Annotated in this window: 15 protein-coding genes and 1 pseudogene; 9 read left to right on the top strand and 7 right to left on the bottom strand. The window is 72.3% G+C overall.

Going from position 1 to position 25,975, the window contains the following annotated elements; genetic code table 11:
* Positions 1-66 precede the first annotated feature (66 nt).
* From MXD59_RS20620 to MXD59_RS20610, 3 genes are all read right to left on the bottom strand, one after another.
* The gene (locus MXD59_RS20620) at positions 67-7,761 is read right to left on the bottom strand and encodes a LamG-like jellyroll fold domain-containing protein (protein WP_248826274.1); all 7,695 of its coding nucleotides are present in this window, start codon (positions 7,759-7,761) and stop codon (positions 67-69) included.
* Positions 7,758-8,579, bottom strand: a complete 822-nt coding sequence (locus tag MXD59_RS20615; protein WP_248826273.1) for an HNH endonuclease family protein — start codon at positions 8,577-8,579, stop codon at positions 7,758-7,760. Before MXD59_RS20615 ends, MXD59_RS20620 begins: the two co-directional genes overlap by 4 nt.
* Positions 8,580-8,667: 88 nt before the next feature.
* Entirely contained in the window at positions 8,668-10,680 is a 2,013-nt protein-coding gene (locus MXD59_RS20610; protein ID WP_248826272.1) for an HNH endonuclease, read from the bottom strand.
* Between the two features lie 467 nt (positions 10,681-11,147).
* On the opposite strand from MXD59_RS20610, the pseudogene MXD59_RS20605 reads away from it, so the two are divergent.
* From MXD59_RS20605 to MXD59_RS26645, 9 genes and pseudogenes are all read left to right on the top strand, one after another.
* Positions 11,148-11,371 (top strand): annotated as a pseudogene (locus MXD59_RS20605) (hypothetical protein); the annotation flags it as partial.
* 3 nt (positions 11,372-11,374) lie between these two features.
* A complete protein-coding gene (locus tag MXD59_RS20600) occupies positions 11,375-11,734 on the top strand; it encodes an LLM class flavin-dependent oxidoreductase (RefSeq protein ID WP_248826271.1) in 360 nt (119 codons plus the stop codon).
* 853 nt (positions 11,735-12,587) lie between these two features.
* A complete protein-coding gene (locus tag MXD59_RS20595) occupies positions 12,588-14,249 on the top strand; it encodes an ABC transporter substrate-binding protein (protein ID WP_248826270.1) in 1,662 nt (553 codons plus the stop codon).
* A gap of 6 nt (positions 14,250-14,255) precedes the next feature.
* On the top strand, positions 14,256-15,218 hold the full coding sequence (locus tag MXD59_RS20590) for an ABC transporter permease (RefSeq protein WP_248826269.1): 963 nt from the start codon (positions 14,256-14,258) through the stop codon (positions 15,216-15,218).
* Complete coding sequence (locus tag MXD59_RS20585; RefSeq protein ID WP_248826268.1) at positions 15,215-16,102, top strand: ABC transporter permease; 888 nt, start codon at positions 15,215-15,217, stop codon at positions 16,100-16,102. Before MXD59_RS20590 ends, MXD59_RS20585 begins: the two co-directional genes overlap by 4 nt.
* A gap of 71 nt (positions 16,103-16,173) precedes the next feature.
* Positions 16,174-18,378, top strand: coding sequence for a dipeptide ABC transporter ATP-binding protein (locus MXD59_RS20580; protein ID WP_248826267.1), 2,205 nt, complete (start codon positions 16,174-16,176; stop codon positions 18,376-18,378).
* Positions 18,378-19,439, top strand: a complete 1,062-nt coding sequence (locus MXD59_RS20575; RefSeq protein WP_248826266.1) for an alpha/beta fold hydrolase — start codon at positions 18,378-18,380, stop codon at positions 19,437-19,439. Before MXD59_RS20580 ends, MXD59_RS20575 begins: the two co-directional genes overlap by 1 nt.
* Positions 19,436-20,467, top strand: coding sequence for a 2OG-Fe(II) oxygenase family protein (locus tag MXD59_RS20570; protein WP_248826265.1), 1,032 nt, complete (start codon positions 19,436-19,438; stop codon positions 20,465-20,467). Before MXD59_RS20575 ends, MXD59_RS20570 begins: the two co-directional genes overlap by 4 nt.
* Positions 20,468-20,545: 78 nt before the next feature.
* Positions 20,546-20,671, top strand: a complete 126-nt coding sequence (locus tag MXD59_RS26645; RefSeq protein ID WP_283097223.1) for a hypothetical protein — start codon at positions 20,546-20,548, stop codon at positions 20,669-20,671.
* 53 nt (positions 20,672-20,724) lie between these two features.
* Here MXD59_RS26645 and MXD59_RS20565 read toward each other — a convergent pair whose 3' ends face one another.
* The 4 genes from MXD59_RS20565 to xylA all read right to left on the bottom strand — a co-directional run bounded on the left by MXD59_RS20565 (position 20,725) and on the right by xylA (position 25,935).
* Positions 20,725-21,921 carry a cytochrome P450 gene (locus MXD59_RS20565; RefSeq protein ID WP_248826264.1) on the bottom strand — a complete coding sequence of 399 codons (1,197 nt, stop codon included), beginning with the start codon at positions 21,919-21,921 and terminating at the stop codon, positions 20,725-20,727.
* Positions 21,922-22,118: 197 nt separating this feature from the next.
* Positions 22,119-22,697: a zinc-binding dehydrogenase gene (locus MXD59_RS20560; protein ID WP_248826263.1), complete on the bottom strand. Its 579-nt coding sequence runs from the start codon at positions 22,695-22,697 to the stop codon at positions 22,119-22,121.
* Positions 22,698-23,300: 603 nt separating this feature from the next.
* Positions 23,301-24,743, bottom strand: a complete 1,443-nt coding sequence (gene xylB / locus MXD59_RS20555; protein WP_248826262.1) for a xylulokinase — start codon at positions 24,741-24,743, stop codon at positions 23,301-23,303.
* Positions 24,744-24,756: 13 nt separating this feature from the next.
* Positions 24,757-25,935, bottom strand: coding sequence for a xylose isomerase (gene xylA / locus MXD59_RS20550; RefSeq protein WP_248826261.1), 1,179 nt, complete (start codon positions 25,933-25,935; stop codon positions 24,757-24,759).
* Positions 25,936-25,975: the final 40 nt, after the last annotated feature.

Below are 25,975 nucleotides of genomic sequence, written 5' to 3'. Positions count from 1 at the left end.
CTTGGCACCGCTGAGGTAGGCACAGGTCGGGAGACCGAGGTCGGCCAGGTGTGCCCCGGGCCGTACTTACGGCGCCCCCCAGGCGGTGTTGCGCAGGGTGAGGTTGTTGGCGTCGATGGCGTCGGTCGCGGTGGTGCCGGAGCCGTCGCGCAGTGGCCAGTAGGCGCCGAGGCCGTGCGGGATGAGGTCTCCCAGGCGTGGGCGCAGGTCCTGGCCGATGGTCGCGCCGATCTCCTCGGGTGGGCGCGGGCCCTTCCACACGCGGATCTCGCGCAGGTAGCCGCGGAAGTGGTCCTCGCCCGAGCGGCCGACCTCGTAGACGTCGAAACCGGGGTAGGTGGCGCTGTAGTAGCCGCGGGTGACCTCCTGGCCGTCGACGTGGAGGATGGTCGGGCCGCTGTAGGGCTGGGTCACCGCGAGGTGGGTCCACGTGCCGGTCGCGATCGGCTCCGGGGCGGCGATGACCTGGAAGCGTGGGTTGGACGGCACCCCGCTGTCCCAGGTGTAGCAGGTCATCCCGAAGGCGGCGTGGCCGTCGCGCAGGAACAGCAGGAGTGACGGACCGTCCGCGAGGTAGGGGCTGCCGTCGGCCTGGGCGACGCGCAGGATCGGGCGTTCGCCGGTCAGGTCGCCGACGTGGACCTCCGCCTCGAGGGTGAAGCCGTCGTTCATCAGGTTGTACAGGGTGTTCACTCCGACGTTGGGGCGGCGGGAGTCGCGGGTCCGGTAGCGCACCGAGCCCCAGCCCTCGCCGGCGAGCTCCAGGAACGGCTGGCCGCCCGCGACGGCGTCGGCGAGCTCCGTCCATGGTCCGGGCAGGAGGTCGCCGCGCGCGTTCTCCGCGCGGACACGCACCCGCGGATCCGTCTGCGGTGTCGGCGTGGTCGTGGGTGCCGGAGCGAGGAGTGTCACCGACGTCGACGGGGTGACGAGCTTCGCCGGGGACGGCCCGGCGCCGTGCAGTTCGACCCGGTACAGGTCCGCGCCGGCCACCGGCTCCCAGCTCGCCGTGATCGAGTCCCCGAACCGGGTTACCGCGGTGAGGGGCGGCGGACCGCCGAGGCGGGTGATCCGGGCGTACTCGCTCCACGGCTCCCGCTGCGACTCGGCGGTCCCGTCCGGCTCGTTCCAGCGGTTGGCCCGCAGGCGCAGGCTGTACTCGCCGGCGGGCCACCCGTCGGCGACGTCCGGCGGCGGGAACTCCAGTGCGAGGGCGTTACCGGTGGCCTCGGTGGCGATCATGACGGTGCCGTCCGGGCCGGTGAGTTCCACCTCGTACGACGGGCCCTGCGGGTCGGCGGGCTGCCAGTTCGCCGTGATCCGGCTGCCGTCGTACCCGAGGTAGGTCAGCGACGCCGGGGTGTGCGGAGCGCGGCGGACCCTGATGGTTTCCGACGGCGGGCCGAACGAGCGTCCCACCCGGGCCTGGACGCACACCGCGTACGTGGCCCCGACCGTGAGATCGGTCAGCGGGCCGACGCCCGGTTCGGCCGCCGCGGGAACGTCGTGGGACAGCGGTGGCTGGTTCTCGGCGTCGGTGTCGGTGAGGGTGAGCCGGTAGCCGTCTACCTCGGCGCTCACCGGCGTCCACCAGATCCGCACCCCGCTGGGCAGGTCGTCGGCGAAGGCGTAGCCGACACCGGGCAGGAGACGCACCGTCAGCCAGGTCGCGGCGAGCGGGTCGAAGGCGCCGGGGTCGCTCCACGGGCCGGCGCAGACGTCGTTGCGGGCGCGCATCCGCGCGCCGACCCGCTGGCCGTCCTCGAACGTGGCGCTCAGATGGGCGGTGGGCGGCCGGTCGTTGTCGGGGCCGGGGAGCTGGTCGACGTAGCCGTCGACCCACTGCGGCCAGGGCGCCCCGTCGCCGTCGACGAGCGACGCGTCGTAGTCCGTGGCGCCCGCGACCGACGTGGCGACCACGACGACGGCCGAGCGGTCGAAGCGCACCTCGCTGATCGTCGGGGCGTCGAGGGTGGGCAGTGTGAGGTCGCGCGGCTCGCCCCAGACCAGCCGGCCGTCGGCGGCGCGGGAACCGACCCGGGCGCGCACCGCGCCACCCGGGGTGAACCCCGGGTCGGTGAATGTCGCGTCGCCGCGACGTTCCCGGTCGAGCACCGTCGCCGCGTCGAGGACCAGCGGCGCCGCCGCGTCCGTGCCCGCGGCGGCGGTGCCGGTGGCGAGCAGTTCGACGCGGTAGCCGCCGTCGGGATACCGCGGCGCGTCGGGCCAGGACAGGACGACGGCGTGTTCCGCCACGTCGAGGAAGAGCCGCAGGTCCGCCGGCGCCTGCGCGTCGAACAGGGTGACGGTCGTGGTGATCGGCGCGACGGGGTAGGCGGTGCCGGTGGCGGTGACCGTGATCTCGATGGGTGTCTCGGCTGGCAGCCCGTCCGGCGTCGACCACGCGGCCGGCCCGTCTCCCGGCAGCGTCATGACGATTGGCGTCGTGACGTGCGGTTCGGTGTCGTCGCCGTGCGCGTCCGGTTCGCCGGCCTCCTCGTCGTCCGCGCCGGCCGGCGCCGCGGGGACGGGCCGGGCGGCGGGGGTGAGGGAGACCCGCCAGCCGCCGGGTGCCGTCGCACCCGAGTGCCACCACAGCGACAGCCCGGCGCCGACCTGCTCGACGCCGAGGTCGCGCAGGTCGTACGAGGGCATCAGGTAGGTCGTCTCGGCGACGGCGCCGACGTAGCGGTCGAACGGGTTCGTGGGCTTGGGGATGGAGGCGGTCACCCGCAGCGTCACGCGCCGGCCGGGGCCGAGACGGGCGTCGGTGACCTCGATCGAGGTGGCGTTCTGCCCTTGGGGACGGGCCAGGACGGTGACGCGGTTCGCGCCGTCGCCGTCGCTGACGACGAGTTCCGGTTCGTAGCTCACCTGGTCACCGGGGACGTCGGGCCAGCTGGCCCGCAGGGTGTGCGCGGCGGTCGCGGTCAGGCTCACCTCGGTGATGCGCAGCTTGGCGCGGACCGCGGCGGCGGCCTGCGCGGCCAGGGCCTGCGCCCGTTCCCGTTTGTGTCGCGCGTCGCGCTCCTCGTCGGACTCGGCGCCGAAGAAGCGGGTGATGGCGGACAGCAGCGACCCGAAGAAACCGACCGCGACGGCGACGGAGGCGAACACCAGCTCCGCCGAGGTGGCCGCCGCCTGCGCGGTCGCCGCCTCGGCGGTCCGCGCGGTCAGCTGCGCCGCGCGGGCCAGCTCCGCCTCGCCGGAGTTCGGGTCGTCGGGGTTCTCGGCGTGGCGTTCGCTGTACTGCCGGCGCAGCGCGGGGTCGTCGGCGCCGCGGCAGATCAGCGCGCCGATGGCCTTGCTCGACAGATGTTCGAGCGCGATCGCGCCGGTCAGCTCGACGAGCGCGGCGGGATCGTCGAGGATCGCGTGGACGATGCCCGCCACCCCGCCGAGCACGGTGTTGACGATCATGGCGGCGAGATCGCCAAGGTCAGCGGACGCCGGCGCCTCGATCGTCGTCGAGATCGTCAGCGGGTCCATGCCCGGGTTGAGCAGGACCGGGCCGGCCGGCGTCCGGACGGACACGTCGTAGTACACGTCGACGTCGAGGCGCGCGCGGGCGCGCTCGCGCGGCCCCGCCGGCTCCTCGCCTGACGCAGCGCCTGACGCGGTGGCCGACGCGGCGGGGACCGGCGAGAGGCGGATGTTGGTGCGGCACTGGCCGGTGACGATGTCCGGGCCGATCCCGAGCGCGCCGAGGGCGCCGCATGGATCACCGGAGCCGATGCTCTCCAGCAGCCCGACCAGGTCGATGTCGGGCAGCGTCGGCAGCGCCGGCCAGTCCGTGACCCGAAACCCGCCCGTCTCGGTCCACTCCACGGCCAGGGTGAACGTCGAGCCCAGCGGGGTCGACGTCCCGTCGTAGGTGATCTGGCCGGCGTAGACGGCCGCCCGGGTCGCCGTCGCCGCCGTGTAGCTGAGCCGGCCGTCCCGCAGGCGAAGGCCGAACAGGTCCAGGCCGAAGCCGAGGGAGAGGATCGTCGGCGCGGTGCGGCGCATCTCGACGGCGGCCCGCGGGCCCGCGAGCCCGGCCGGCCCCAGAAGCGTCGCGAACCCGAGCTCCAGCGGGTCGCCCAGGCCGATGCTCCCCGTCAGACCCGTGCCTTCGGTCAGCTCGGCGGCCAGCGCGAAGTCGACGCCGAGGACCTCCACCGTCGCCGCGAGCCGCGTTCCCGGCCGCGCCGGCGTCCCGTCCGGACCGGCTGGCGCGCCCGTCGGGACGTGGACGAGCTCGCCGTCGCGCAGGATCAGATCCGGCAGCCCGGTGGAACTCCAGTCGCCGGCGCCGACACACTGGCTGAGCACCTCGCCGAGGCCGACGGACCCGGCGAGGCCGACCCGGGCCAGCGCGGCGACACCGTCGCGGAAACGCACCTCACCGGTCAGCTCGGCGACCGAGCCGACGGTGACCGTGCCGACGAGGGCGAACCGGGTCAGCCGCCGCGCCGGCGCGGTGCCCGCGGGGCTGCCCGCCGGCGCCGACTGGCTCGTCCATTCCAGCTGGAGCGCGACCGAGCGCAGTGCGATGCCGGGCATACCCAGCGGCCGGCGCAGCGGCGCGGTCGTGCTCAGCACGGCGCTGGCCCGCGTCGCGGTGACGACGAACGCGCCGGTGAGGTCGAGCAGGACGGTGCCGGGGCGGCCCGGGGTCGCCTCGCCGGGCACCGAGACGCTGCCCGCGCAGGTCACGTTCACCGGTGCGCCGTCGCGGGCGACGTAGCTCAACCGCGTCCGCGCGACGGTGACCGTGCGCAGCAGGACGAACTCGCCGAGGTCGGCGGTCAGGACGGTGGCCGCCGGGTCGAGCGGGTCGACGGTGGCGTGCACGATCACCGCCGTGTCCGCCCGCGTCTCCAGGACGACGGCGAGCATCTCCCACACGTCCCCGCCGCCGCGCAGCACGAGCTCGCCGTCGACGTTCAACCCCCGTCCCCGGACCTGCGCGACGGGCACCGCCGGGATCGCCACCGGCGTTGGCAGCGCGGCGGCGGCCGCTCGCAGCCGGGCGACACTCGCGTAGGGACCCGGCGCGTCCGCACCGCCCGCGGGCAGCGCGAACGAGGACACCGAGACGCTGGCATGGCGGATCCCGACGAACGCGTCGATCGCCGCGAACGCCGCGCGCAGTGTCGCGGCCGGGCCGCCGGCGCCGTCGGGGACGAGATGGGCGAACCGGAAGCCGTCGGCGAGGTCGAGCACGAAGGTGACGCCGAAACCCGCCGCCCGCGGCGGCGACCCGGTCCGCTCATCCCCGCCGGGGGAAGTGCCGGCCACGGCCGGCAGGCGCTGGATGATCAGTGCGGCGGTGCCGAGGCGGTTCGCCTGGCCGAAGACCATCAGCGTCTCGGCGGTGAGGTCCAGCAGGACACCGCCCGCCGCGCCGAGACCCGGCACGGTGAACCCGGCGGGCACGGGGATGGCGGACCAGACGCCCGCGCCGGCGAAACCGTCGGAGACGGCGGCGACGTCGAGACCGCGGGCGTCAGTGGAACTGAGGACGCCGAGCAGGGCGGTGCCGTCCGGGCCGATCGTCGCGACCGCGTCCAGGGTGGGCAGCGGCGCGAGTGCCAGCGAGCCGGCGACGGTCAGCGTGGTGGCGCGCCGTCCGGAGCTGTCCGCCGCCGCGACCGCCAGCGCCATCGACAGGTTCGCCATGCTCCCGGTCGTGCCGGCGAACGACGGCCCCCAGGTCGCCTTCGTCGCCAGCGACGCGGTGGTCGCGAGCGTCGCGGGCACGACGCGGACCGAGGCACCCGTCAGAGCGATCTGGGGGAAGCCGCCCGGCAGCGACAGCGGACCCGCCGCCGCGGTGAGCAGATCCGTCATCACGATCTGTTCGCCATCCGCCAACGCCAGACTCACCTGCCAGGCATCGGCGGAGCTCCCACCCACGCCGTCGCCGTCGCCCTCGGTGTCGGTGGGCTCGGCCGCGGCGTCGTTGACGGCGGAGATCCAGAACAGTGCGCCGCCGAGCAGCAGCTCCCCGTCGAGCGCGACGCGCACTGTCGTCGAGGGAGGCACCGTCGTCGCGGGAGGCACTGTCGTCGGGGGAGGCACTGTCGTCGGGGGAGGCACAGTCGTCGGGGGAGGCACAGTCGTCGCGGGGGGCACAGTGGATGCCGGGGCCGCGGAGCCGGACGGCGGGGGAGCCGGGCGCTCGACGTCGAGGGACAGGGACAGCTCGGGCAGCTCCAGGCGATCCTCGAGGAGCACCCAGGTGTCGGCGAGTTCGACCTCGCTGTGGACCGCCACGGCCCGCCGCGCGCTCAGGCTGTACACGATGTCGAGGCGTGACAGGCCCAGATCGGCGACCGGCGACAGACCCGGCGGCAGCGCGGCGGCGAAGGCGGCACCGTCCAGGCCGACCAGTGTCAGCAGCTCGGGCGTGCCGATCGGGTCGGAGGCGACCAGGCGGATCAGGCACTCGTCGGAGCCCGGTTCCCGCGCGAGGTCGACGGTGACGGCGCACTCCGCGACGGTCGTGCCGACGATGGCACGCCCGCCGATCGCGCGCCTGGCCTCGTCCAGTGGACGCGTCGCGACCAGCTCGACGCTCAGCGACTCGAGGCTGAGACCGGGCAGATAGGGCAGCGACCAGCTGACGTCGTCGGGGATGCTCAGTCCGACCGAGACCCGTTCCAGCGTGCCGGCCGCCGGATCCACGGTCAGGGCGAGCTGGTCGACGGTGACACCACCGATGGCGGTGATCCCCGGCGGCAGGTAGGAGCTGAGATCGTCCACACCGAGCAGGTGGGCGAGGCCGTCACCGAGCTCGCCGAAGGTGGGCAGGTCGACGCCGGGCCGGCAGGACAGCTCGAGCGGGCCGCCGCCGACGGGCACCTCGACGTCGATCGCCAGCCCGAACAGGGTGAGCGTCCCGTTCAGCGAACCGATCGTCGACCAGCCGGTGACCGCGCCGTCGATGTCGGTGCGCGGCTCCAGACGCAGCCGGGCGCCGAGGGCGTCGACGCTGAGCACATCCGCGACCAGGACCCAGGGGCGGGCCGTGGCGATCTCGAACGACGCCGACAGCGGGTCGCGTGCGGCGTTCGGCGCGAGCTCGGTCTCCAGCGCGGTCAGCCGGAAGGCCCCGGGCAACCCCGGCGGCAGCGCGACGGCGACGCCGACACCGGTCACGGCGAGCAGGTCACCGGCCAGGTCGGCGAGGTCCGCGCCGACGGGATCCGCGCCGCGTACCCGCCAGGGCAGGCCGCCGCCGGGCAGGTCGATCGTGACCGGCAGCCCACCGCCGGCCCCCGCGGTGGCGGGGTCGGTGGCGGGCGGGGCGAGCAGCGCCGTGATCTCGGCTTCGGCGTAGCCGACGTCGGATCCGGCGCCCGGGACGAGCAGCATCCGCAGCTGGCCGGCGCGCAGCGGCAGCGGATCGGTGAGCAGCCCCGCCCGCGGCGGCAGGGGCGCGGTCGCGACGATGTTCCCGCGTTCCGGCTCGGTCCTCAGGGTGAGTGCCGCCACGGTGAGCTCCGGCAGCGCGTCGACGTCGACCTCGGCGCCCAGCCAGCCGCGCGCGCCGAGAGCGCGCAACGTCGTCGGACCGGTCGCGACCGAGGCGGTGACCGTGAGGCCACCGGAGCCGTCCGGGCGGATCGTCGCCGTGACACTGCCGTCCCCGCCGAACACCCGAGCCGGCCCGATCACCGTCACCTCGCCGGCGGTGACAGTGATCGTCGCCGCCGCGAGCGTCAGCCCGTCGGCACTCAGCCCAGCCAGGTCCGCCAGCGTCTCGATGATCAAGATTTCGCCTTCGTCATGACCGGCAGGCCGGTGTATCCGGAGTAGGGGAGTTGCTGGGTGACGCGCAGCCGCCCGCGCAGCGTGCCGGTGAAGGTGTCGCAGAACAGTCTGTCGAGCTGGCCCTGCACGATCGGGTCCGGAAGGTCGGCCGCGTACAGGCGGTCCTCGAACACCGTCATCCAGACCGACCAGAAACCCAGCGTCGTCGCGATCGCCTTGATCTGTTCCGCCAGCAACTGGGGGAAACGCCGGTCGAACCCTCCGGTCGCGGCCCCGGCCTGGATGTACCGGTCGGCCAGCGTGACGGCGGTGTCCCAGGTGTTCGTGCGGTTGCGGACCCGGCGGTCACTGGAGCGCCTGTCGTTCTCGGCGGGAACGTTGTTGAGGCCGAACAGGGCGATCGTCGCCGCGGCCCTGGTCGCAAGCGTCCCCGCGACGGGCTCGACCAGCACCAGGCCGTTCACCCTGCGGTACCGGAACGCGGTCGAGGTGTCGATCCGCATGTCGCACGGCCACAGGAAGTCGCCCAGGTTGATCGACGTTCCCTTGACGGCCTTACGGGAGTTGCAGTTCGTGCAGGCGAGCAGCAGGTTGTTCCAGGCGTTCTCGAACTGCGGCTCGAAGCCCTTGCCGGCCAGGTGCTCGATCGCCGCGTTGCCACACAGGGCGACCTCACAGTAGGAGCAGTACTCACCCAGGCGTTCCAGCAGCGCGCCGCCGTAGGCGTGGTAGTCGTAGACGACGGTGGACGCGCTGCGGCTGGCCCGGCCGTACAGCGACAGGATCGACGGCGCGGCGTTGCGGAAGACGGGACGCATCGGAGTCCTCGGGTGGGAGAGACGGGTGAGGGCCGCGCGTCCCGCGGACGGCGCGCGGGGACGGGCCGCGAGGGCGACCCGGCGGGCGTCAGGTCCCGGGCACGTGGCTGGTGGTCGTCTGCGTCGACTGGCCCGTCTGCGCGGTCTGCGCGGTCTGCGCGGTCTGCTGGACCGGCGGCGGGGGTGGGGGCGGTAGCCGGGTGCCGAGGAACTGTCCGTCGAGGGCGGTGAGCAGGGCCGCCTTGAGCTCCCGCTGGGCGCCGGTGCCGCCGGGGAGGCTCCTGATCAGCGTTGTCCACACGGTGGCGCAGCCCGTCGCGCCGGCCGTCATGCCGATGGCGTCGATCAGCACCTGTCGCTGGGCGGTCGGGAGGTCCGCGGCCAGGGCGTCGAGGGCGCGCCGCAGGCTCTCGACGGCGACCGTCCAGGCGAGGGTGCGCCGGTAGACCCGCCGGTCGAAGATCCGGTTCTCCTTCCTGCCCTTCGCGGCGCCGCCTTTGTCGTTGCGGTCGTCGTTGAGGTTGACCATGGAGATCGTCCTCGCGCTGGGATGTGGCTGCCCCAGCGCCGGCGCGGGTGCCACCGAGCGCACGGACAGCTCCAGCGGCATGTCGGAGATCTCCCCGGCCCGTAGCGTCGCCTCGCGCGGCGCCTCGCTGCCGGGATGGAGCTCCGTCAGCTCCACCCAGTGCCGCTGGGCGAACGTGATCTCGTAGTTCTCGGTGTCGATGACCTTCACGCCGGCCACCGCGGTCCAGTCCGGCAGACCGAGCTGCCCGGTGACCGCGGGAGTGAAGGTCCGCGCGAGCAGCATCAGGCGCGCGTCGATGGCGTCGACGGTGATGGAGCGCGACGACGTGCCCAGCGTCACCCGGCACTGCTTCACCTGCCCGCGTCCCCTGGCCCCGGGGATGTTCATGGTGATGACGACCCGATGCTCCAGGTAGAAGGCGCACGCGTCGTCGGTCAGGCGTGTGCGGGCCGCGACCCGGTAGGTGCCAGCCGTGCGGATGAACAACGGCGCGATCACACGCACGGCCGGGTGTACCTGGTTCCAGTCGGCCGCGGCGGTGGTGCCGGAGAAGGTCCTGATCGCGTCGAGCGCCGCCGCGTTCACCCGGGTCGCCCCCATCCGGTTCGGGGCGGCGACCCGGGCGACGAGGACACCGACCGGCGACGTCGTCCGACTGAACGCGCCGCGGGTGAACCACTCGGTCACCCGGGCGCTCGGAATGTCCACGCGGTGCACGACCGCCGAACCGATCCGCACGACGTGCTGCAGGACATGGGTGTACTCCGCGCCGAAGTTCGTGTACGCCGGATCGCGGGGGCTGCGGAACGTCGCACGGGCCCGCGTCGCGGCGGTGGCGAGGGTGAGCGTGGCGCCGGGGTCGACCGAGTCGTAGGCGGGATTCTCGCCTTTCGCGCTGTTGCAGGCCGCGCAGGCGAGCAGGAAGTTGTCCCAGGCCGCCCCGTAGACGGGGAACGACGCCTTCGGCAGCACGTGTTCGGTGGCGAGGGAGGTGACGACGGGAAGCTCGCAGTAGCTGCAGAAGGCGCCGAGGCGCCCGATCAGTCCACGCCGTGCCCGTCGGTAGATCTTGAGTCGTTCGGCCCCGGCCGTCAGCGCGGGCTTCACGAGCGGGCTGAGCACGCGCCACAGCTCCGCGCAGATCTGCGCCTTGTTCCGGAGGTCCCCAAGCACCCCCTGGCTGCGGCCGGTCAGGTCGGGAGTCCGTCCCTGACCCGCGACATCGCGCACGTCGTCGAGGCGGTCACCGAACTCCTTGAGCAGCTTCGCCGGGTCGCGGCCGCAGAGTTTCAGGATCTCGTCGGCGTCGACCTCCGCGAAGTCGTGCAGCACCTCGTCCACGGCGGTGACGACCCGGCGGCAGAAAACCGCGTCTGTCGCCCCCCGCAGCGACGCGAGATACAGGTCCTGCAGGTAGGAGGCGAACGGAGCGATGTCCTCCTCGAGATCCCGGTAATCGTCGACGACCGTGCCAGGATTGACCGGACGCACGTGCTCTCCCCACGACAGAAAAGCCGGCCCGACCGCGGGCGCGACGAAGAAAATCCTGAACGAAAGCCTGTGTGGCACGCACGCATGCGCGCACACTCGACCGCGCCGCAAGCGAGCGCTCACGAAATGATGTGAAGGTGTCGGCTCGTCCATCCCCCCATGACGACGGCGAACCTGGCAAACGTTATCGCGTGGTTCGAAGGACGACAAGTGCCCGTGGGTGGCCGCCTGGCGACGCCCATGGAGCATCATAAGGTACATTTTAGCTGTAATATCGCTATTAGGATTAAAAGGGACGTAGCCCGTCGAAAGGGGGAGATGGCTCAGGCGTCGACTGCGCGCCGCGGGCGCTGGAGTGGTTCCAGGATTCGATGACGGTGGCGTGGCCCGCCACGATCGGAGCCCGAAAAAGAATACGGAACACCGTCGAACTGTTGGCCGATCCCCAGGGCAGGGGAATTCGCGAGCCCCGCCTCTGGTCATAGTCAGCGGACGCACCGCCGAACTGTCGACTGTCGTGGCGGCCACCGCTGTGAACGGCCGGAATCGGCTTCAGAGGGCTTTGTTGCATCGGCGAAGTCCGCCGTCATGCCTACCTGCGGTTCGCGCTGTCTTACAAGGGACGTCGAGGAGCTGATCGCCGAGCGCGGCATCAAGACCGATCACGTCACGATCTACCGGTGGGTGCAGCGCTTCACGCCCTCGCGTGTCGACACGGTCCGCACCCTACCGACACCGTCCTGGTGACAGATGGTGCGTTGAGGAGACGTAGGTGAAGGTCGCTGGCCGTTGGACCCACCTGTACAGGGCGGTTGACCAGCGACGATCAGCATCGGGTCTCGTCCAGCGGCACCTCCTTTCGGCCTCCTCACGCACGTCGAGGGTCATGCTGTTCGGCGGCGGGCTGCCCTCGCCCTGGACGTTCCTGGCCCACGCCGCCGCACTCACCCGGCGCATCCGGCTCGCCACCGCGATCACCCTTCTGCCGCTGGAGGACCCGGTTCGCCTCGCGGAGGACGTCTCGGACGTCGACACGCTCAGCGGCGGACGGGTCGAGATCGGGGTCGGCAGCGGCGCCGGTGAGCAGGAGTACGCCGTGTTCGGCCGGGACGTGGCCGCCGACGTGAGCTGACCAGTCAGGGTCTGGCGGTGCTGCGTAAGGCGCTGTCGAACGAGGAGGTCGGGGCGCCCGGTATGCGGCCCAGCCGGGCTCCGACCTGCTGCTCAACCGGGCCACCTACGGCCATGACGCGCCGACCGACGAGGTGCGGCGGCCATGGGCCGACGCCTATCTCGACACCTGGGACCCTTCCACGACCGGGAGGGCCTCGACGTGCTCGCCACCGAGGTCCACCCGCGGCTGCGGCGCCGCGAGGACGCGCTCATCCCGAGGCCCGGAGGTCAGAGGATGGCGATCGCGGCTCGGGTCGTTCCTCATGTTTGTGCTGGGCGCGCTCAGCGCTTTCCCGCTCATCACCTGGATGTCAGGAGCGACATCGCCTCAGGGCCGAACCCGACGTCGGCTCGCCGCCGATCCAGGTCATGTCGGGGCCGGGTATAGGGGTAGATAGGGGTCCGGGGCAGGAGGAAAATAAGGCCGACTGGGGTGTGACATACGGGCCGTGTATCCGTCCGATACCCAAGGTTGCGCGAGCGTGCGTTATTGCGCTGCGCCCGACCCTCCGCTATTGTTTGGCCGTGGCGTTGCAGCGGGCATTTTTTACCCGGCGGTACCTCGACCTCCGCCGCGCGGCAAGCTCGCTGTGTTGTCGCTGACCGGGAGAGTGGGCTGGTCGCGTACGGATTTGGCGGCCAACGCTATTCCCGAAGATCTCCCTTGGATTTTCAGTAGCCTTCCCCCGGGATGATCACCGGGGTCGGGTGTCGGATCCGATCGCCGACTTCGCGGGCGGGCGTGTGCCGTTCGGGTGATCGTGTCGTGCCCGTCCGGTCGTTCTTCTCGTCCATCGCGCAAAGGACCCCCCATGCCGCTGTTCCCGACCGGTCCGATCGGTAGTGCCGGGGATCGGGCCGCCCGCTCCGCCGAGCATCCCGTGCGGGCGCTGCTCACCCGCCGGGGCCTGCTGGCCGGGGTTGGCGCGGGCGGTGCCGCCGCCTTCCTCGCGGCCTGCGGCAGCTCCGGATCCGGCGCGCAGCCGGGTGCGGCCGGCGCGTCGGCCGGCTCGGGCGGGCGGCGGGGCGGCCTGATCACGCTGGGAGCTCCGACACCACCCACCGCCCTGGATCCGGTGACCATGTACGACGGCACCGCGATCGCGCTGGTCCAGCTGGTCGCCGAATACCTGGTCTGGCTCGATGAGGACTTCCAGCTGCGCCCCGCGCTCGCGACCGCATGGACCTCGTCCGAGGGGGGACGGACCTGGTCGTTCACGTTGCGCAAGGGGGTGGTCTTCTCGGACGGCACCCCGCTGGACGCCCCGACGGTGAAGGCGTCGTTCGACCGGCTGCTCGACCCAGCGAACAAGTCCGCCGCCCTGTCCGCCTTCGCCTCGGTCCTGACCGCCGGTGGCGTGGCGGTGTCGGGTCCGGACACGGTGGTCTTCCACCTCCAGCGGCCGTTCTCCGACTTCCCCTACCTGGTGTCCGCGGGCAACTACAACGCCCTGGTCCTCAAGTCCGACTACAAGGTCGGCACGTTCGCCCGGCAGGCGATCGGCACCGGCCCGTTCCTGCTCGACTCCTACGACGTGGGCAGGGGGGCGTCCTTTGGTCGCAACCCGAAATACCGGGATGCCGCCAAGCTCTACCTCGATGGCGTCAGGGTGGTCTTCCACAAGGACGCTCAGGCCGACCTGCTGGCACTGCAGAGCGGCGCCATCGACGCCCAGATCCTCTCCCAGGCCGACCTCGTCACCCCGATCGCCGGAAGCGCCTCGATCGCCGTCGACAAGGTCGACGGAACCGTCCTGGCCGCGTTCACCCTGCGCGTGGACAAGGAGCCGTTCACGAAGAAGGAGGTCCGCCAGGCCATCGCCTGTGCGCTGGACCGCCCGGGTGCGCTCAGCACCGTCTACAACGGGGTCGGCGTCCTGGGTAATGACCACCTCGTCGCGCCCGCGTTCGCGTCCGCCCCGAAGGACCTGCCGCAACGTGGGAAGGACGCGGCGAAGGTCAGGTCGCTGCTGTCCGCCGCAGGGGTCGACAAGCTACGGTTCACGCTCAGTTTCGACCCGCCCAACAAGGACTATGCGCTGGTCATCCAGGACCAGCTCAAGCAGGTGGGGATCACTGTCGATCTCGACCAGCAGACCTCCGACGCGTTCTACGGCGGCAACCAGGAGACCGACACCCCCTGGCTGTTCACCGACGCGAACCTCGTCGGCTGGGCGGGCCGCCCGACACCGAGCCAGTTCATCATCCCGATGGTGAAAAGCCACGGTGTCTGGAACGGTTCGAAGTACGCCAACCCCGCCCTGGACGCTGCGGCCGACGCCTACGACGCCGCGACCGACCCCGCCGAGCGGGGCAGACAGGCCGAGATCATCGCGCGGGCCCTGCACGAGGACGTGCCGGTCATCGTCTCCGCCTGGGCCGGAGCGGTGCGGGCCTACCGCTCCGATCGGGTGAAGGGGCTGCGCGCCCACCCGTCGGCCTACCTCGACCTGACGACCGTGAGCCGGGTCTGATCCGGCGTGGGACGCTTTCTGGCCCGGCGGCTGGTGACGATCCCCATCACCATGCTGGCGGTCAGCTTCCTGGTGTTCATCGCCACCGAACTGGTCCCCGGCGACGTGGCGCGCGTCGTGCTGGGCCGCGAGGCCAGCCAGTCGTCGGTGGACGCGCTGCGCCACCAGCTGCGCCTCGACGAGCCGCTGCTGCCCCGCTACCTGCACTGGCTGGGCGGGTTCGTCACCGGTGACTGGGGCCGCTCCTACACGCTCGGGGTCGACGTCCGCCCGCTGGTGATCGAGCGCCTGCTCGAGAGCGCGACGCTCGCCCTGTTCGCCTTCGTCCTGCTGGTTCCCGTCGCCCTGACGCTCGGCCTGGTCGCGGGACTGCGGGAGGGACGGCCCACCGACCGGATCATCAGCGTCGCGGGGCTCAGCCTCGCCGCCATCCCCGAGTTCGTCACCGGCATCGTGCTGCTGGTGGTCTTCAGTGTGCAACTGCACTGGCTGCCCTCTTCGGCGCAGGCGCCGCCGGGGGCCGGCCTGCTCACCAGGCTGCAGCATCTGCTGCTGCCCGCGATCAGCCTGGTCCTGCTGTGTGCCGGCTACGTCGCCAGGCACGTGCGGGCGAGCACGGTGGCGGTCCTGGCCAGCCCGTTCATCCGGGCCATGCGGGTGCGGGGGATGTCCCAGGCGCAGCTCATGCGCGGGCACGTGCTGCGCAACGCGCTGGTGCCGGCGACGAGCGCGCTCGCCGTGCAGCTGCAGTTCCTGCTCGCCGGGCTGGTCACCGTCGAGCTGCTGTTCGGCTACCAGGGCATCGGCGACCTGCTGTTGTCGTCGGCGACCAGCAAGGACGTGCCCACCCTGCAGGCCAGCGCACTCGTGCTGGGCGCGGTGGGGATGGGCATCTACGTCGTCGCCGACCTGGTGTGTGCGCTGCTCGATCCGCGGGTGCGGGTGCGGGTGGGGCGGGCACGAGCGTGAGCACCGCCGAGGCCGACGCCACGGCGGTGCGTCCCCCGCGCGAGCCGGCTCGCGGGCGGCACGGATCGCGCCACCCGCGGGGAGTCGTCCGCCGGCCGTCGTTCGTACTCGGCGTGGTCCTGTTGGTCGGCTGGGTCGTTGTCGCGGTGTTCTGGCCACAGCTGGCGCCGGCGGACCCGATGGCCCAGCATCCGTCCCAGCGGATGCTGGGCCCGGGCGGTGGCCACCTGTTCGGCACCGACCAGTTCGGCCGGGACGTGCTGTCGCGGGTGCTGGCGGGAGCCCGTCCGGTGCTGGCGGTCGCCCCGCTGGCGACCGCGCTCGGGGTGGTGATCGGCAGCCTGCTCGGGCTCGTGTGCGGCGTGCGGCGCGGCCTGTTCGACGAGATCGTGATGCGGGTCGTCGACGTGTTCGCGGTCTTCCCGAACCTGGTTGCGGCCGTGGTCGTGGTGGCGCTGCTGGGCCGCTCGGCGACCACCCTCATCCTGGTCATCGGCACGTTCTTCGTTCCGATCGTGACGCGTAGCGTGCGGGCGGCCGTGCTGGTCGAGCGGGAGAAGCCCTACGTCGAGGCGGCCCGGCTGCGCGGCGAGCCGAACTGGTCGCTGCTCGGGCGGGAAGTACTGCCCAACGTCACCCCAACCGTGCTGGTCGAGGCAACATCGAGGCTGGGCGACGCGATCTTCGCCGCGGCGACGCTGTCCTTCCTCGGGCTCGGCCAGCCACCGGGATCCCCGGAATGGGGCGCCGCCGTCGCCGACAACCGGGTCTTTCTCCAGCAGGCCTGGTGGACGGTGCTGTTCCCGGCGCTCGCGGTCGCAAGCCTCGTCGTCAGTATCGCGCTGATCGCCGACAACCTGCGTGAACAGGCCGCACGGCGATGAGGGGACCGGCGGGAGACGTGTCGGTAGGCGGTGACCGGAGAGTGGGCGGTGACCGGAGAGTGGGTGGTCTCGTGGGTACCGAGGGGCTCGTCGTCGAGAAGCTGACGGTGAGCTACCCGTCGCCCGCCGGACCGGCCGTCGCCGTGGACGATGTCAGCCTGCGAATTCGACCTGGCGAGACCTACGGGCTGGTGGGGGAGTCGGGGTGCGGCAAGAGCACACTGGCCGCGGCGCTCGCCGGTGTGCTGCCCGGGGGCGGTCGCGTCGACGCCGGGGGCATCGCGCTGGACGGGGTCGACGTGCGGGCCCTGTCCGCCCGCGCGCATCGGCGGTGGCGGGCCAGCGCCTTCGCCATGGTCCACCAGGGCACGAGCAGCAGCCTGAACCCCACCGTCCGGGTCGGGGCGCAGGTGGCGCAGGCCTGCCGGTTGGCCGGTCTGTCCCGGGTACAGGCCCGCTCCCGGGCCGTCGAGCTGCTCGACGCGGTACGGCTGCCCGAGCCCGCGGCGTTCGCCCGACTCTGGCCGCACGAGCTCTCCGGCGGCCAGCAGCAGCGGGTCGGTATCGCCGCCGCCCTCGCCGGCAGCCCCCGCCTCCTCGTCCTCGACGAGCCGACGACGGGCCTCGACGCCGTCGTCGAACGGGAGGTCCTCGACCTGATCCAGGCGCTGCGCCACCGGTTGGACGCCGCCGTCCTGCTGATCAGCCACGACCTGGCCCTGGTGGCGCGCACCTGCGACCGGGTGGGCGTGCTGTACGCGGGCCGACTGGTCGAACAGGGCCCGGCCGCCGACCTGCTCACCGCGCCCCGCCATCCCTACACCGACGCCCTCGTCGCCGCCGTCCCGCGAGTGGGGGTGAGCCGGCGGGACCGCCGGATGCCGACGCTGCCCGGGCAGCCGCCGGCCCCCACCGACCGGCCGGCGGGCTGCACCTTCGCGGACCGGTGCGCGTTCGCCGACGAGGTGTGCCGCGCCTCGGAGCCACCGCTCGTCCCCACCAGCTCCGCCGTCGCTGCCACTGCTACTGCTGCCACCTTCGCCGGTTTCCCAGCCCGATCCGCCGGCTCCCTGGCCAGACCCGCCAAGCTTTTGGCTGGACCCGTGGACGTCCCGACCGGGCATACGGTGCGCTGCCATCACAGCGACCGCGCCGACTGGCTGCGCCGGCCCGAGCGGCCCGAGCGGGTCGCCGGTGTGCCGGCCGGAGAGGTCCGCCCGGGGCTGTTGACCGTGCGGGGGCTGTCCCGCGGCTACGGTCGCACGCCCGTGCTCACCGGCATCGATCTTGACATCGGTCACGGGGAGGTGCTCGGTCTCGTCGGTGAATCCGGCAGTGGGAAGACGACTCTCGCCCGAGCCGTGGTCGGGCTGGGGCCGACCGGCCCCGGCGAGATCCGCCTCGACGGCCGGCTGCTACCGGCGCCACTGTCGCGCCGCCATGCGCAGGACCGTCGCCGGGTGCAGATGGTCTTCCAGGACCCCGAGGGCACCCTCAACCCGAGCCACACGGCCGCCACGGTGCTGCGCCGGGCGCTGGTGACCCTGCGCGGCGAGGGCACGGTCGCCGACCTGGCCGGACGCGTCCAGCTCGGCCCCCGGCTGCTGGCGATGCGGACGCCGCGGCTGTCGGGTGGCCAGAAGCAGCGTGTCGCGATCGGCCGGGCCTTCGCCGGCAACCCGCGGCTGGTCGTCTGCGACGAGCCGGTGTCCGCGTTGGACGTCAGCGTCCAGGCCGCGGTGCTTGAACTGCTCGCCACCGCCCGGGACACGCACGGCGTGTCCTACCTGTTCGTCTCGCACGATCTGGCCGTCATCGGCTATCTCGCTGACCGGGTCGCCGTCCTGTACCGGGGCCGGATCGTGGAGGTCGGGCCAGCCGCCGCGGTGCTGGTCGGACCGCACCATCCGTACACCCACACGCTGAGCGCCACTCCCACGCCGACGACCATGCCGGTGGATCCGGCCCCGTCTGGGCAGGGCAGACCGAACAGGCAAGATGGCCGGCCCGGCCGGCAGGGCTGGCCCAGGCGGGTCCGGCGCGCTCCGACCGCGACCGCGGGATGCGGCTATGCCGGGAGCTGCCCCCGCAGGGTGGACGGTGTCTGTGACCGTGTCGACCCTCCCCTGCGGCTGCTCGGCGGGGCCGCCGCGACGACAGCCCACACCGTGCGCTGCCACCTCGACGTGGCCGATCTGCCCGTGCTCCCGCCGTCGATGGCGCCGCGTGGCGAGGTGACAGCGGCCCACGCGACGACCGAGAAGGAGAAGCTGTGATGTCAGAGAGACCCGCCGTGGCCGCGCTCGACCAGCTCGACGAGACGACGCTGCCGAACGAGTTCGCGCTGCTGGCGGAGGTGGCCGCGGATGCCGGGCTCGGCGGGAACACCGCACCGCTGGTCCAGCGCCGCTGGTTCAACCCCACGACCGGCGGGCACGTGAGCGCTGTGGTGTGGGGATCAGGACCACCCGAGGTGGTCCTCCTGCACGACGCCGGTCGCGGGGCCCGCCAGTGGGACGCGGTGATCCTCGCCCTCGGGCGTCCGGCCGTCGCGCTGGACCTGCCCGGCCACGGCCGTTCCAACCGGCGGCGCGATGGTCGGTACGAACCGGTCCGCCTCGCTGTCGTCACTGCCGAGGCGATCGCCTCGTTCGCCCCGCGGGCCCGCCTGGTGGTGGGCAGCGGCCTCGGCGGGCTCACCGCCCTGGCGCTCGCCGCCCGCCGGCCCGAGCTCGTCCACCGCCTCGTCCTGCTCGACACCCTGCCCGGCCTGGGCCGTGCCGTGCGGCCGGCGCCCGGCGCTGCCCCGGCCTCCCGTACGGACGCGGTCCGCCTGCTCGCCGCGACGGTGCCCCTGACCGGTTCTCCCGAGGCGGACCGTCCGGTCAGCGCAGGCGAGCCTGCTGGCCGCAGCGGGCCGGCCGAGGGCCTGGGATCCGCCGGGGGTGTCGCTCTGGTGGACCGGGCGCTGCGCCGTGAGGTGCTCTACGGCACGGTCCGGGAGCCTGACGGTCCCTGGGCCTGGCGCCATGATCCGGCGCTCGCCGCGGTCGACCATGATCCGCAGCGGTCCTGGGACCACCTGACCGCCGCGGTGAGTGCCACCGCCGTGTCCGTCGTGCGGGCCGCATCGTCGTTCTGGGGCGATGACCTCGACGAGGCGGCCCGGCGGGCTGGGGTCCCGGTGCTGACCATCGACGGCGTCGACATCGACGCGGAGATCGAACAGCCGGTGACGCTGGCCCGCGTACTCGACGGGGTCCTGGCGGACCCGGCCGACAGGACCCGTACCCCTGCCCCGAACGCACCCCTGCTGGAAAGGACACCTCGCTCATGACCGACGAGATTCCCGTCGTTGACCTGGCCGCGGCCCTGGCCGAGGACGCACCCGCGGACCTGCTGGCCCGCGTGCGCACGGCAGCCGAGCGGATCGGCCTGATCCAGGTGGTCAACCACGGCGTTCCCCTGGAGCTGATCGCGGATTTCGAGCGTCGGGTCGAGCGGATCCTGCGCCTGCCCCAGGCGGAGAAGGCGAAGCTGGCCAGCCCCACCGGGCACCCCTTCCGGGGCTGGCGGCAGTGGCCCGACGACTTCGGCCGGCTCGAACTCGAACGGTATTCCGTGGGCCAGTTCGACAACCCGGCCGACGCCGCCTCCGCGGGCGTGTCGCAGCGGTGGCTCGGGCTCTACGAACACGCCAATGTCTGGCCGCCGCAGGACCCCGACCTGCGCGAGGTCACCTTCGCCTATGCCGCAGCGACCACGGTCCTGGCCCAACGGGTGCTCGGCCTGTACGAGCGGGTGCTCGGCCTGCCGGCCGGCAGCTTCCCGCACGACGGGCCGCACCACACCAACCTGGTCGTCAACGACTACCCGACCTGGACCTACCCGGATGTCGAGTCCGACGAGGACAAGCTTCTTCTCCTGGAGCACGCGGACGGTTCCGCGGTGACGGTCCTGCACCAACGCGGCGACTACTCCGGGCTGCAGGCGCAACGGCCCGACGGCACCTGGATCCCGGTGCCCGTCGTGCCCGGGGCGTTGCAGGTGTTCTCCGGAACGATTCTCACCCGCTGGACCAACGGTCTGTTCCGGCCGGTGCGCCACCGGGTCGTCGCCGGCGGTGGCGTGACCCGACGGTCGACCGGAATCTTCTTCCATCCGAGCCTGGACACCGTGCTGGAGCCGCTGGCGGAGTTCGTCGGGGCGGACGGCACGGATTTCGAGCCCGTCGTCCTCGGCGAGATCGACGAGACCAACGTCGAGGACTACCTGCGGGTCTTCGGCCGGCCGGAGCAGGTGGCCGCGTGGCGGGAGGGCCGTCCGTACGTCTCGGAGCTCGCGGAGACCTCCGCCGGCCGCTGACCGGCTACGGAGACCAAACGCCGGCTACCCGTCAGCGTGCGGCCCAGCCCCGCCACCACGCTGGCGCTGAGGGTGGCGATGCTCGATACCGTCGCGGCGCTACTCAGCCCCGCCCTGGCCGTCATCGCGTGGAAGCTGGGCGGCCGCCAGCACCCGCCGCCGCAGGGAACGAGCTGCCGGCTGAGTCACCTGCCAGGGGAGTGACCGGTCCGGCAGCGACCAGGGTCCTGATCGCTGCGGGCCTCGGCAGGGCAGGGTCAGGCGATGCCGGCGCCTTTCAGGGTGACCGGTAGTTTCGACACGCCGCGGACGTTCGAGGAGACCTTCATCTCGGCGCGGGCGGGGTCGGCGATGAAGTCGGGGTACCGCTTGAGGATCTCCTCGAAAGCCACCTTGATCTCGAGGCGGGCCAGGTGGGCGCCGAGGCAGCGGTGGATGCCGAAGCCGAAGAACACCGTCGTCGGCTCCTCCGTGCGGTCGAGGCTGAACACGTCCGGGTTCTCGTAGACGCGCTCGTCCCGCAGCGCCGAGCCGGTGATCAGCATGACCCGCTGACCGGCGGGAATGGTCACGCCGTGCAGCTCGATGTCGCGGGTCGAGGTCCGGCCCTGCAGCTGCGACGGGGCGTCGAAGCGCAACGTCTCCCCCGCGGCCCGGTCGTAGAGCGACGGGTCGTCGAGCAGACGACGACGCTGCTCCGGAAAGCGGGTGAGCGCCATCATCCCGTTCGGGATGGTCTTGGCGACGGTCTCGTGGCCGGCGGTGCCGAGCTCGAGGAATCGGAAGGCGATCTCCTCATCGGTCATCCGCCGGGTGGTCGTGCCGTCCTCGTCGTCGGCGACCTCGGTCTCGATCAGCAGACTGATCGGGTCACCGGTCGGGTTCCTGCGCCGCTCGGCGATCAGGGACAGGTAGAGGTTGATCAGGGTCCCGGTGCTCTCGAGGAAGTCCGTATCGGCCTCCTGGCTCTCGCCGCGGGCCAGCATCCGGTCGGAGCACTCGTTGACGACAGCCCGGTGTTCCTCCGGGATGCCGATCAGTTCGCTGATGACGTCGAGCGGAAGCGCGACGGAGAAGTTCTGCACGACGTCGAACTCGCCGGAGTCGGCGACCGCGTCCAGCAGTTCGCCGGCCCGACGGCGGATGTAGGGCTCGAGGGCGAGCATCCGGTTCGGTGTGAACACCCTACCGATGATCTTCCGGTGCCAGCGGTGCTCCGGCGGGTCCTTGAGAATGATCATCGGGGCGCCGGCCTCCGCGCCCTCGATCGTCACGCCACCCGCGCTGGAGTACGTCTGCCAGTCCTTGTGCGCGGCGGTGACATCCGCGTGCCGGGACAGCGCCCAGAACTTCAGATCCGGGTTGTGGTACGCGGGCGCCTCGTCCCGCAGAGCCCGATAGACGGGGTACGGATCGCGGTACGTCGCGAGATCATAGGGGTTGAACTCGACCATCTGCCTTCTCCTACCGTCAGGTGGGTACATCCTGCCTCCAGTCCGCTATCCGCGCCGCCGTCAGCGGTATTGGTGAATATGGGGGCGGCCGCAGCCCGGATCAGGCACCGGAACGGCCGCCAGGGGCGTGCGGCGGTGACAGCGTGGTGGCTCATCGTGTTTCCCTCGGCCTCTGGTCGAACACCACCGGACCGGAATCAGGTCAGGCCCATGGGGCTCCAGAACCCCGATTCGGGCGGTGGTCCGCGCGTTTTCCTGCCGGGCAGGGCCCACATCGGGTAAGCATGGCCGGCCATGCTGTGATCGCTCTTGTCGAACAGGTCCATCATCGGCATCGGATCCAGCTCACCGCCGTACACACCGGACAGCGACACCGTCCCGCCGCGGCGCACCGCCCGGATCGCGGTGTGCAACGCCGTCAGCCTGTCCACCCCGAACCGCTCGGTCAGCGGCCGGGCGAGCAGATCCGGCAACCGGCCGACCGCAGCCTGTGCGGCCTTTCCCAGCGGCGCGCCGTGCGCCTCCATGCCGACCGCATCCACCACCGCGTCCGGCCCGCGCCCGCCGGTGAGTTCGACGAGCTGGGCGGGGACGTCGTCGACCTCACCCAGATCGACGACCTCGGCGCCGAACGCCGCGGCCAGTCGCAGGCGGGCCGGGACCCGGTCGACCCCGATCACCCGGATGTCCCGCGGCACATCCGCCCGGACACCGCCGGCGCCCACATGCCGGGCCACCCGGACGCACATCTGGCCCACCGGCCCGAGCCCGAGCACGGCGACCGTCCCGCCGTCGGGGACGTCGGCGTAGGGGTACGCAGCCGGAGACGGAACGCGACTTTCGATCCTCGCAATCCTCGAAACGAGCCCGAAGACGCTGCCCATCGGCACGCCCGAAAAATATCTGTTCCTGCTCGCCATCCAGACGAAAGGTGCTCTCGGCAACGAGCCTGCCGGACCACCGAGCCGAGCACGTCAACACCCACCGGCCTCACCGCTCCCTTGAGCCGGTCGAACGGGAACCGACCCCGTTTCCACAGGTCGACGAGCCACGGGAGGAAGACCGAGGGGATGCTGTCCCCCTCGAAGCCGTAGCTCACCGACCGGCCGGACATGGCCGTCGGGTGCACCGTCAGGGTGTCGGGCCAGGCGCCCACCAGCACATAGGAACCCGGCCGGTCCCAGTCGCATCGGAGCGCGAGATGTCCATGCACGGACGCGGCAACGGGTGGCGCAACGGATCATCGTGACTGGCGGGGACTCGGGCTCCTCCTGAACGTGGGCGAAAGACCTCAGCCGCGTACGATCTCGTCTCGCGATGCCCTGCGCTTCACACCTGCGGCAGGCCGAAGCCGGCGTCGTGTCCGGGGTTGCCTGCGGTCAGGTCTCATAGGAGGCGGCTGCGGCGCGGTACTGCTCGAGGACCCCGTGGAGGGGTTCGGCGGTGTGCGTGATCGCGTCCGGCTCGGGCCAGGCCGGCGGTCGACCCCCGCCCAGCAGGACGGTGGCGGCCTGTCGCGCGGCGCCGTCGGCGACGTACTCGCCGGCTGGCGGCACCGCCACGGGCACACCGAGCAGGGCTGGGGCGAGTGCGCGGATCGCGGGGGAGCGTGCACCGCCGCCGACGAGGGTGACCTGGTCGATGGGCGCTCCCTGGACGCGGACCGCGGCCAGGCATCCGGCCATGAGGCACAGCACGCCCTCGACCGCGGCGCGGGCCAGGTTCGGGCGTGTCATGGACGCGAGCGTCAGGCCGTGGAGCGAGCCGGTCGCGGTGGGCAGGTTGGGGGTGCGTTCGCCTTCCAGGTAGGGCACGAGGACCAGACCCTGGGCGCCCGGCTGTGCGGTCAGGGCCAGGCGGCTGAGTTCGTCGTGGTCGACGCCGAGGAGCCTGCGGGTCGCGTCGAGGACGCGGCTGGCGTTGAGGGTGCAGGCGAGGGGGAGGTGATGTCCCGTCGCGTCGGCGAAGCCGGCGACGGCACCGGTGGCGTCGTGGGTGCCCACGGGGGAGACCACCGCGACGACACCGGAGGTTCCGAGCGAGACAAGAGCCTCGCCTGGTCGTAGATGCAGCCCCAGCGCGGCGCCCGCGTTGTCGCCGCAGCCGGGGCCGAGGACGACGTGTCCCCAGCCGGCGGTGGGGTCGCCGGACCCGATCGCCTCGTCGGGCGCCGCGACCCGCGGGAGAACGATGCCGTCGACGTCGGTGGGGTCGCGGCGCAGCGCGAGTGCGAGCAGGTCGCGGCGGTAGGTGTTGGTCCCGGCGTCGAAGTAGCCGGTGCCGGAGGCGTCGGAGCGGTCGGTGCGCAGCGTGGCCAACGATGCCGCGCCGGACAGGCGCCACGTCAGCCAGTCGTGCGGCAGGGCGACCGCCGCGATGCGGGCGGCTGCGGCCGGTTCGTGTTCGGCGAGCCAGCGCAGTTTGGTGACGGTGAACGAGGCGACCGGCACCGAGCCGACCGCGGCCGCCCACCGGCGGGCTCCCTGGCCGCGGTCGCCGTCGCCGAGGTCGGCGACGAGGTCGTCGGCCGCCCGGGCCGATCGGGTGTCGTTCCAGAGCAGCGCCGGTCGGATGACGTCGCCGTCGCCGTCGAGGGCGATCAGGGCGTGCTGCTGGCCGGCGACCGCGACGGCCTCGACGTCAGCGAGGCCGCCGGCCTGTTCGAGCGCGGTCCGCAGGGCCGTCCACCAGTGTTCGGGGTCGATCTCGGTTCCGCCGGGATGCGGCGCGGATCCCCGGCGTACGAGTGCGCCGGTGTCGGCGTCCCGGATGACGACCTTGCACGACTGGGTGGAGGAGTCGATACCCGCGACGAGTGCCATGGCGGTGGCCGGCTCAGCCGATGAGGTGCTCGATGGCCAGTTGTTGGAGGGCGACGAACCCGAAGTCCCGTTCGGCGGCCTTGTCGGGGTCGAACGGGTCGTCCGAGGCGAGCAGGTCCGCGGCGGTCTCCCCGGGGTCGAGGGTGGGTTCGGCCAGTTCGAACACGCCGGAGTAGGCCAGTGCCGCCCGCACGCGGGGGTCGGCACGAAACGCGGCCGCCTTTTCGGCCAGCAGCAGGTAGCTGGACATGCAGGCCTGGGCCGATGCCCAGACTCCGGCCATGCCCTCCGTGCGGGACGGCTTGTAGTCGAAGTGGCGTGGCCCGGTGTAGCGGGGGCCGTCCGGATAGCCGGGGAAGCCGTTCTCGAGCAGGTCGACGGTGAAGAACGCCGAGACGAGGTCCCCGTGTCCGAAGACGAGGTCCTGGTCGTACTTCAGGCCCCGTTGGCCGTTAAGGTCGAGATGGAACAGTTTTCCGCTCCACAGGGCCTGCCCCAGGGCGTGGGTGTAGTTGAGATTGGCCATCTGCTCGTGCCCGGTCTCCGGGTTGAGCCCGACGATGTCGCCGTGCTCGAGCTGCGCGATCAGCGCCAGCGCATGCCCGACGGTGGGCAGGAAGATATCCCCGCGTGGCTCGTTCGGCTTCGGCTCGAGGCCGATCCGCAGGTCGTAGCCCTGGGCCTTGATATGGCCGGCGACGGTGTCGATGCCTTCCCGGTAGCGCTCCAGCGCGGCGAAGACATCCTTCGACCCGTCGTACTCGCTGCCCTCCCGGCCACCCCACATCACGAAGGTGGTCGCGCCGAGCTCGGCGGCGAGGTCGACCGCCCGCAGCACCTTGCGCAGACCGAACCGGCGCACGCCCCGGTCGTTCGAGGTCAGTCCGCCGTCCTTGAAGACCGGATGGGTGAACGTGTTGGTGGTGACCATCTCGATGACGAGACCGGCCGCGTCGGTGGCGTCCTTCAACCGGCGGCACCGGCGTCGCGCGGTGGTGTCATCGGCGTCGAACGGGAAGACGTCGTTGTCATGCAGGGTGATGCCCCAGGCGCCGATCTCGGCGAGCCGGTCGGCGTACTCCCAGGGGTCCAGGGCCGCGCGGGTGGCGAGCCCGAACGGGTCGGTCCCGGTCCAGCCGACCGTCCACAGCCCGAAGGAGAACCTGTCGTCGCGGCTGGGCTGACGCGGCATCCCGTGCTCCGATCCTCGTTTTCTCCATTTTGTATTTTCA

The sequence above is a fragment of the Frankia umida genome, from assembly GCF_023242945.1.
GTDB lineage: Bacteria > Actinomycetota > Actinomycetes > Frankiales > Frankiaceae > Frankia > Frankia umida.
The sequence above is the reverse complement of the archived record's forward strand: the minus strand, read 5'-3'. Positions and strand labels throughout refer to the sequence as shown.

What these genes read in the sequence shown, in the direction of transcription:
- MXD59_RS20570 (WP_248826265.1), top strand. Translation starts at nt 19,436, where the DNA reads ATGACCGACGAGATTCCCGTCGTTGACCTGGCCGCGGCCCTGGCCGAG.
- MXD59_RS26645 (WP_283097223.1), top strand. Translation starts at nt 20,546, where the DNA reads ATGCTCGATACCGTCGCGGCGCTACTCAGCCCCGCCCTGGCCGTCATC.
- MXD59_RS20595 (WP_248826270.1), top strand. Translation starts at nt 12,588, where the DNA reads ATGCCGCTGTTCCCGACCGGTCCGATCGGTAGTGCCGGGGATCGGGCC.
- xylB (WP_248826262.1), bottom strand. Translation starts at nt 24,743, where the DNA reads ATGGCACTCGTCGCGGGTATCGACTCCTCCACCCAGTCGTGCAAGGTC.
- MXD59_RS20565 (WP_248826264.1), bottom strand. Translation starts at nt 21,921, where the DNA reads ATGGTCGAGTTCAACCCCTATGATCTCGCGACGTACCGCGATCCGTAC.
- MXD59_RS20615 (WP_248826273.1), bottom strand. Translation starts at nt 8,579, where the DNA reads ATGCGTCCCGTCTTCCGCAACGCCGCGCCGTCGATCCTGTCGCTGTAC.
- xylA (WP_248826261.1), bottom strand. Translation starts at nt 25,935, where the DNA reads ATGCCGCGTCAGCCCAGCCGCGACGACAGGTTCTCCTTCGGGCTGTGG.
- MXD59_RS20575 (WP_248826266.1), top strand. Translation starts at nt 18,378, where the DNA reads ATGTCAGAGAGACCCGCCGTGGCCGCGCTCGACCAGCTCGACGAGACG.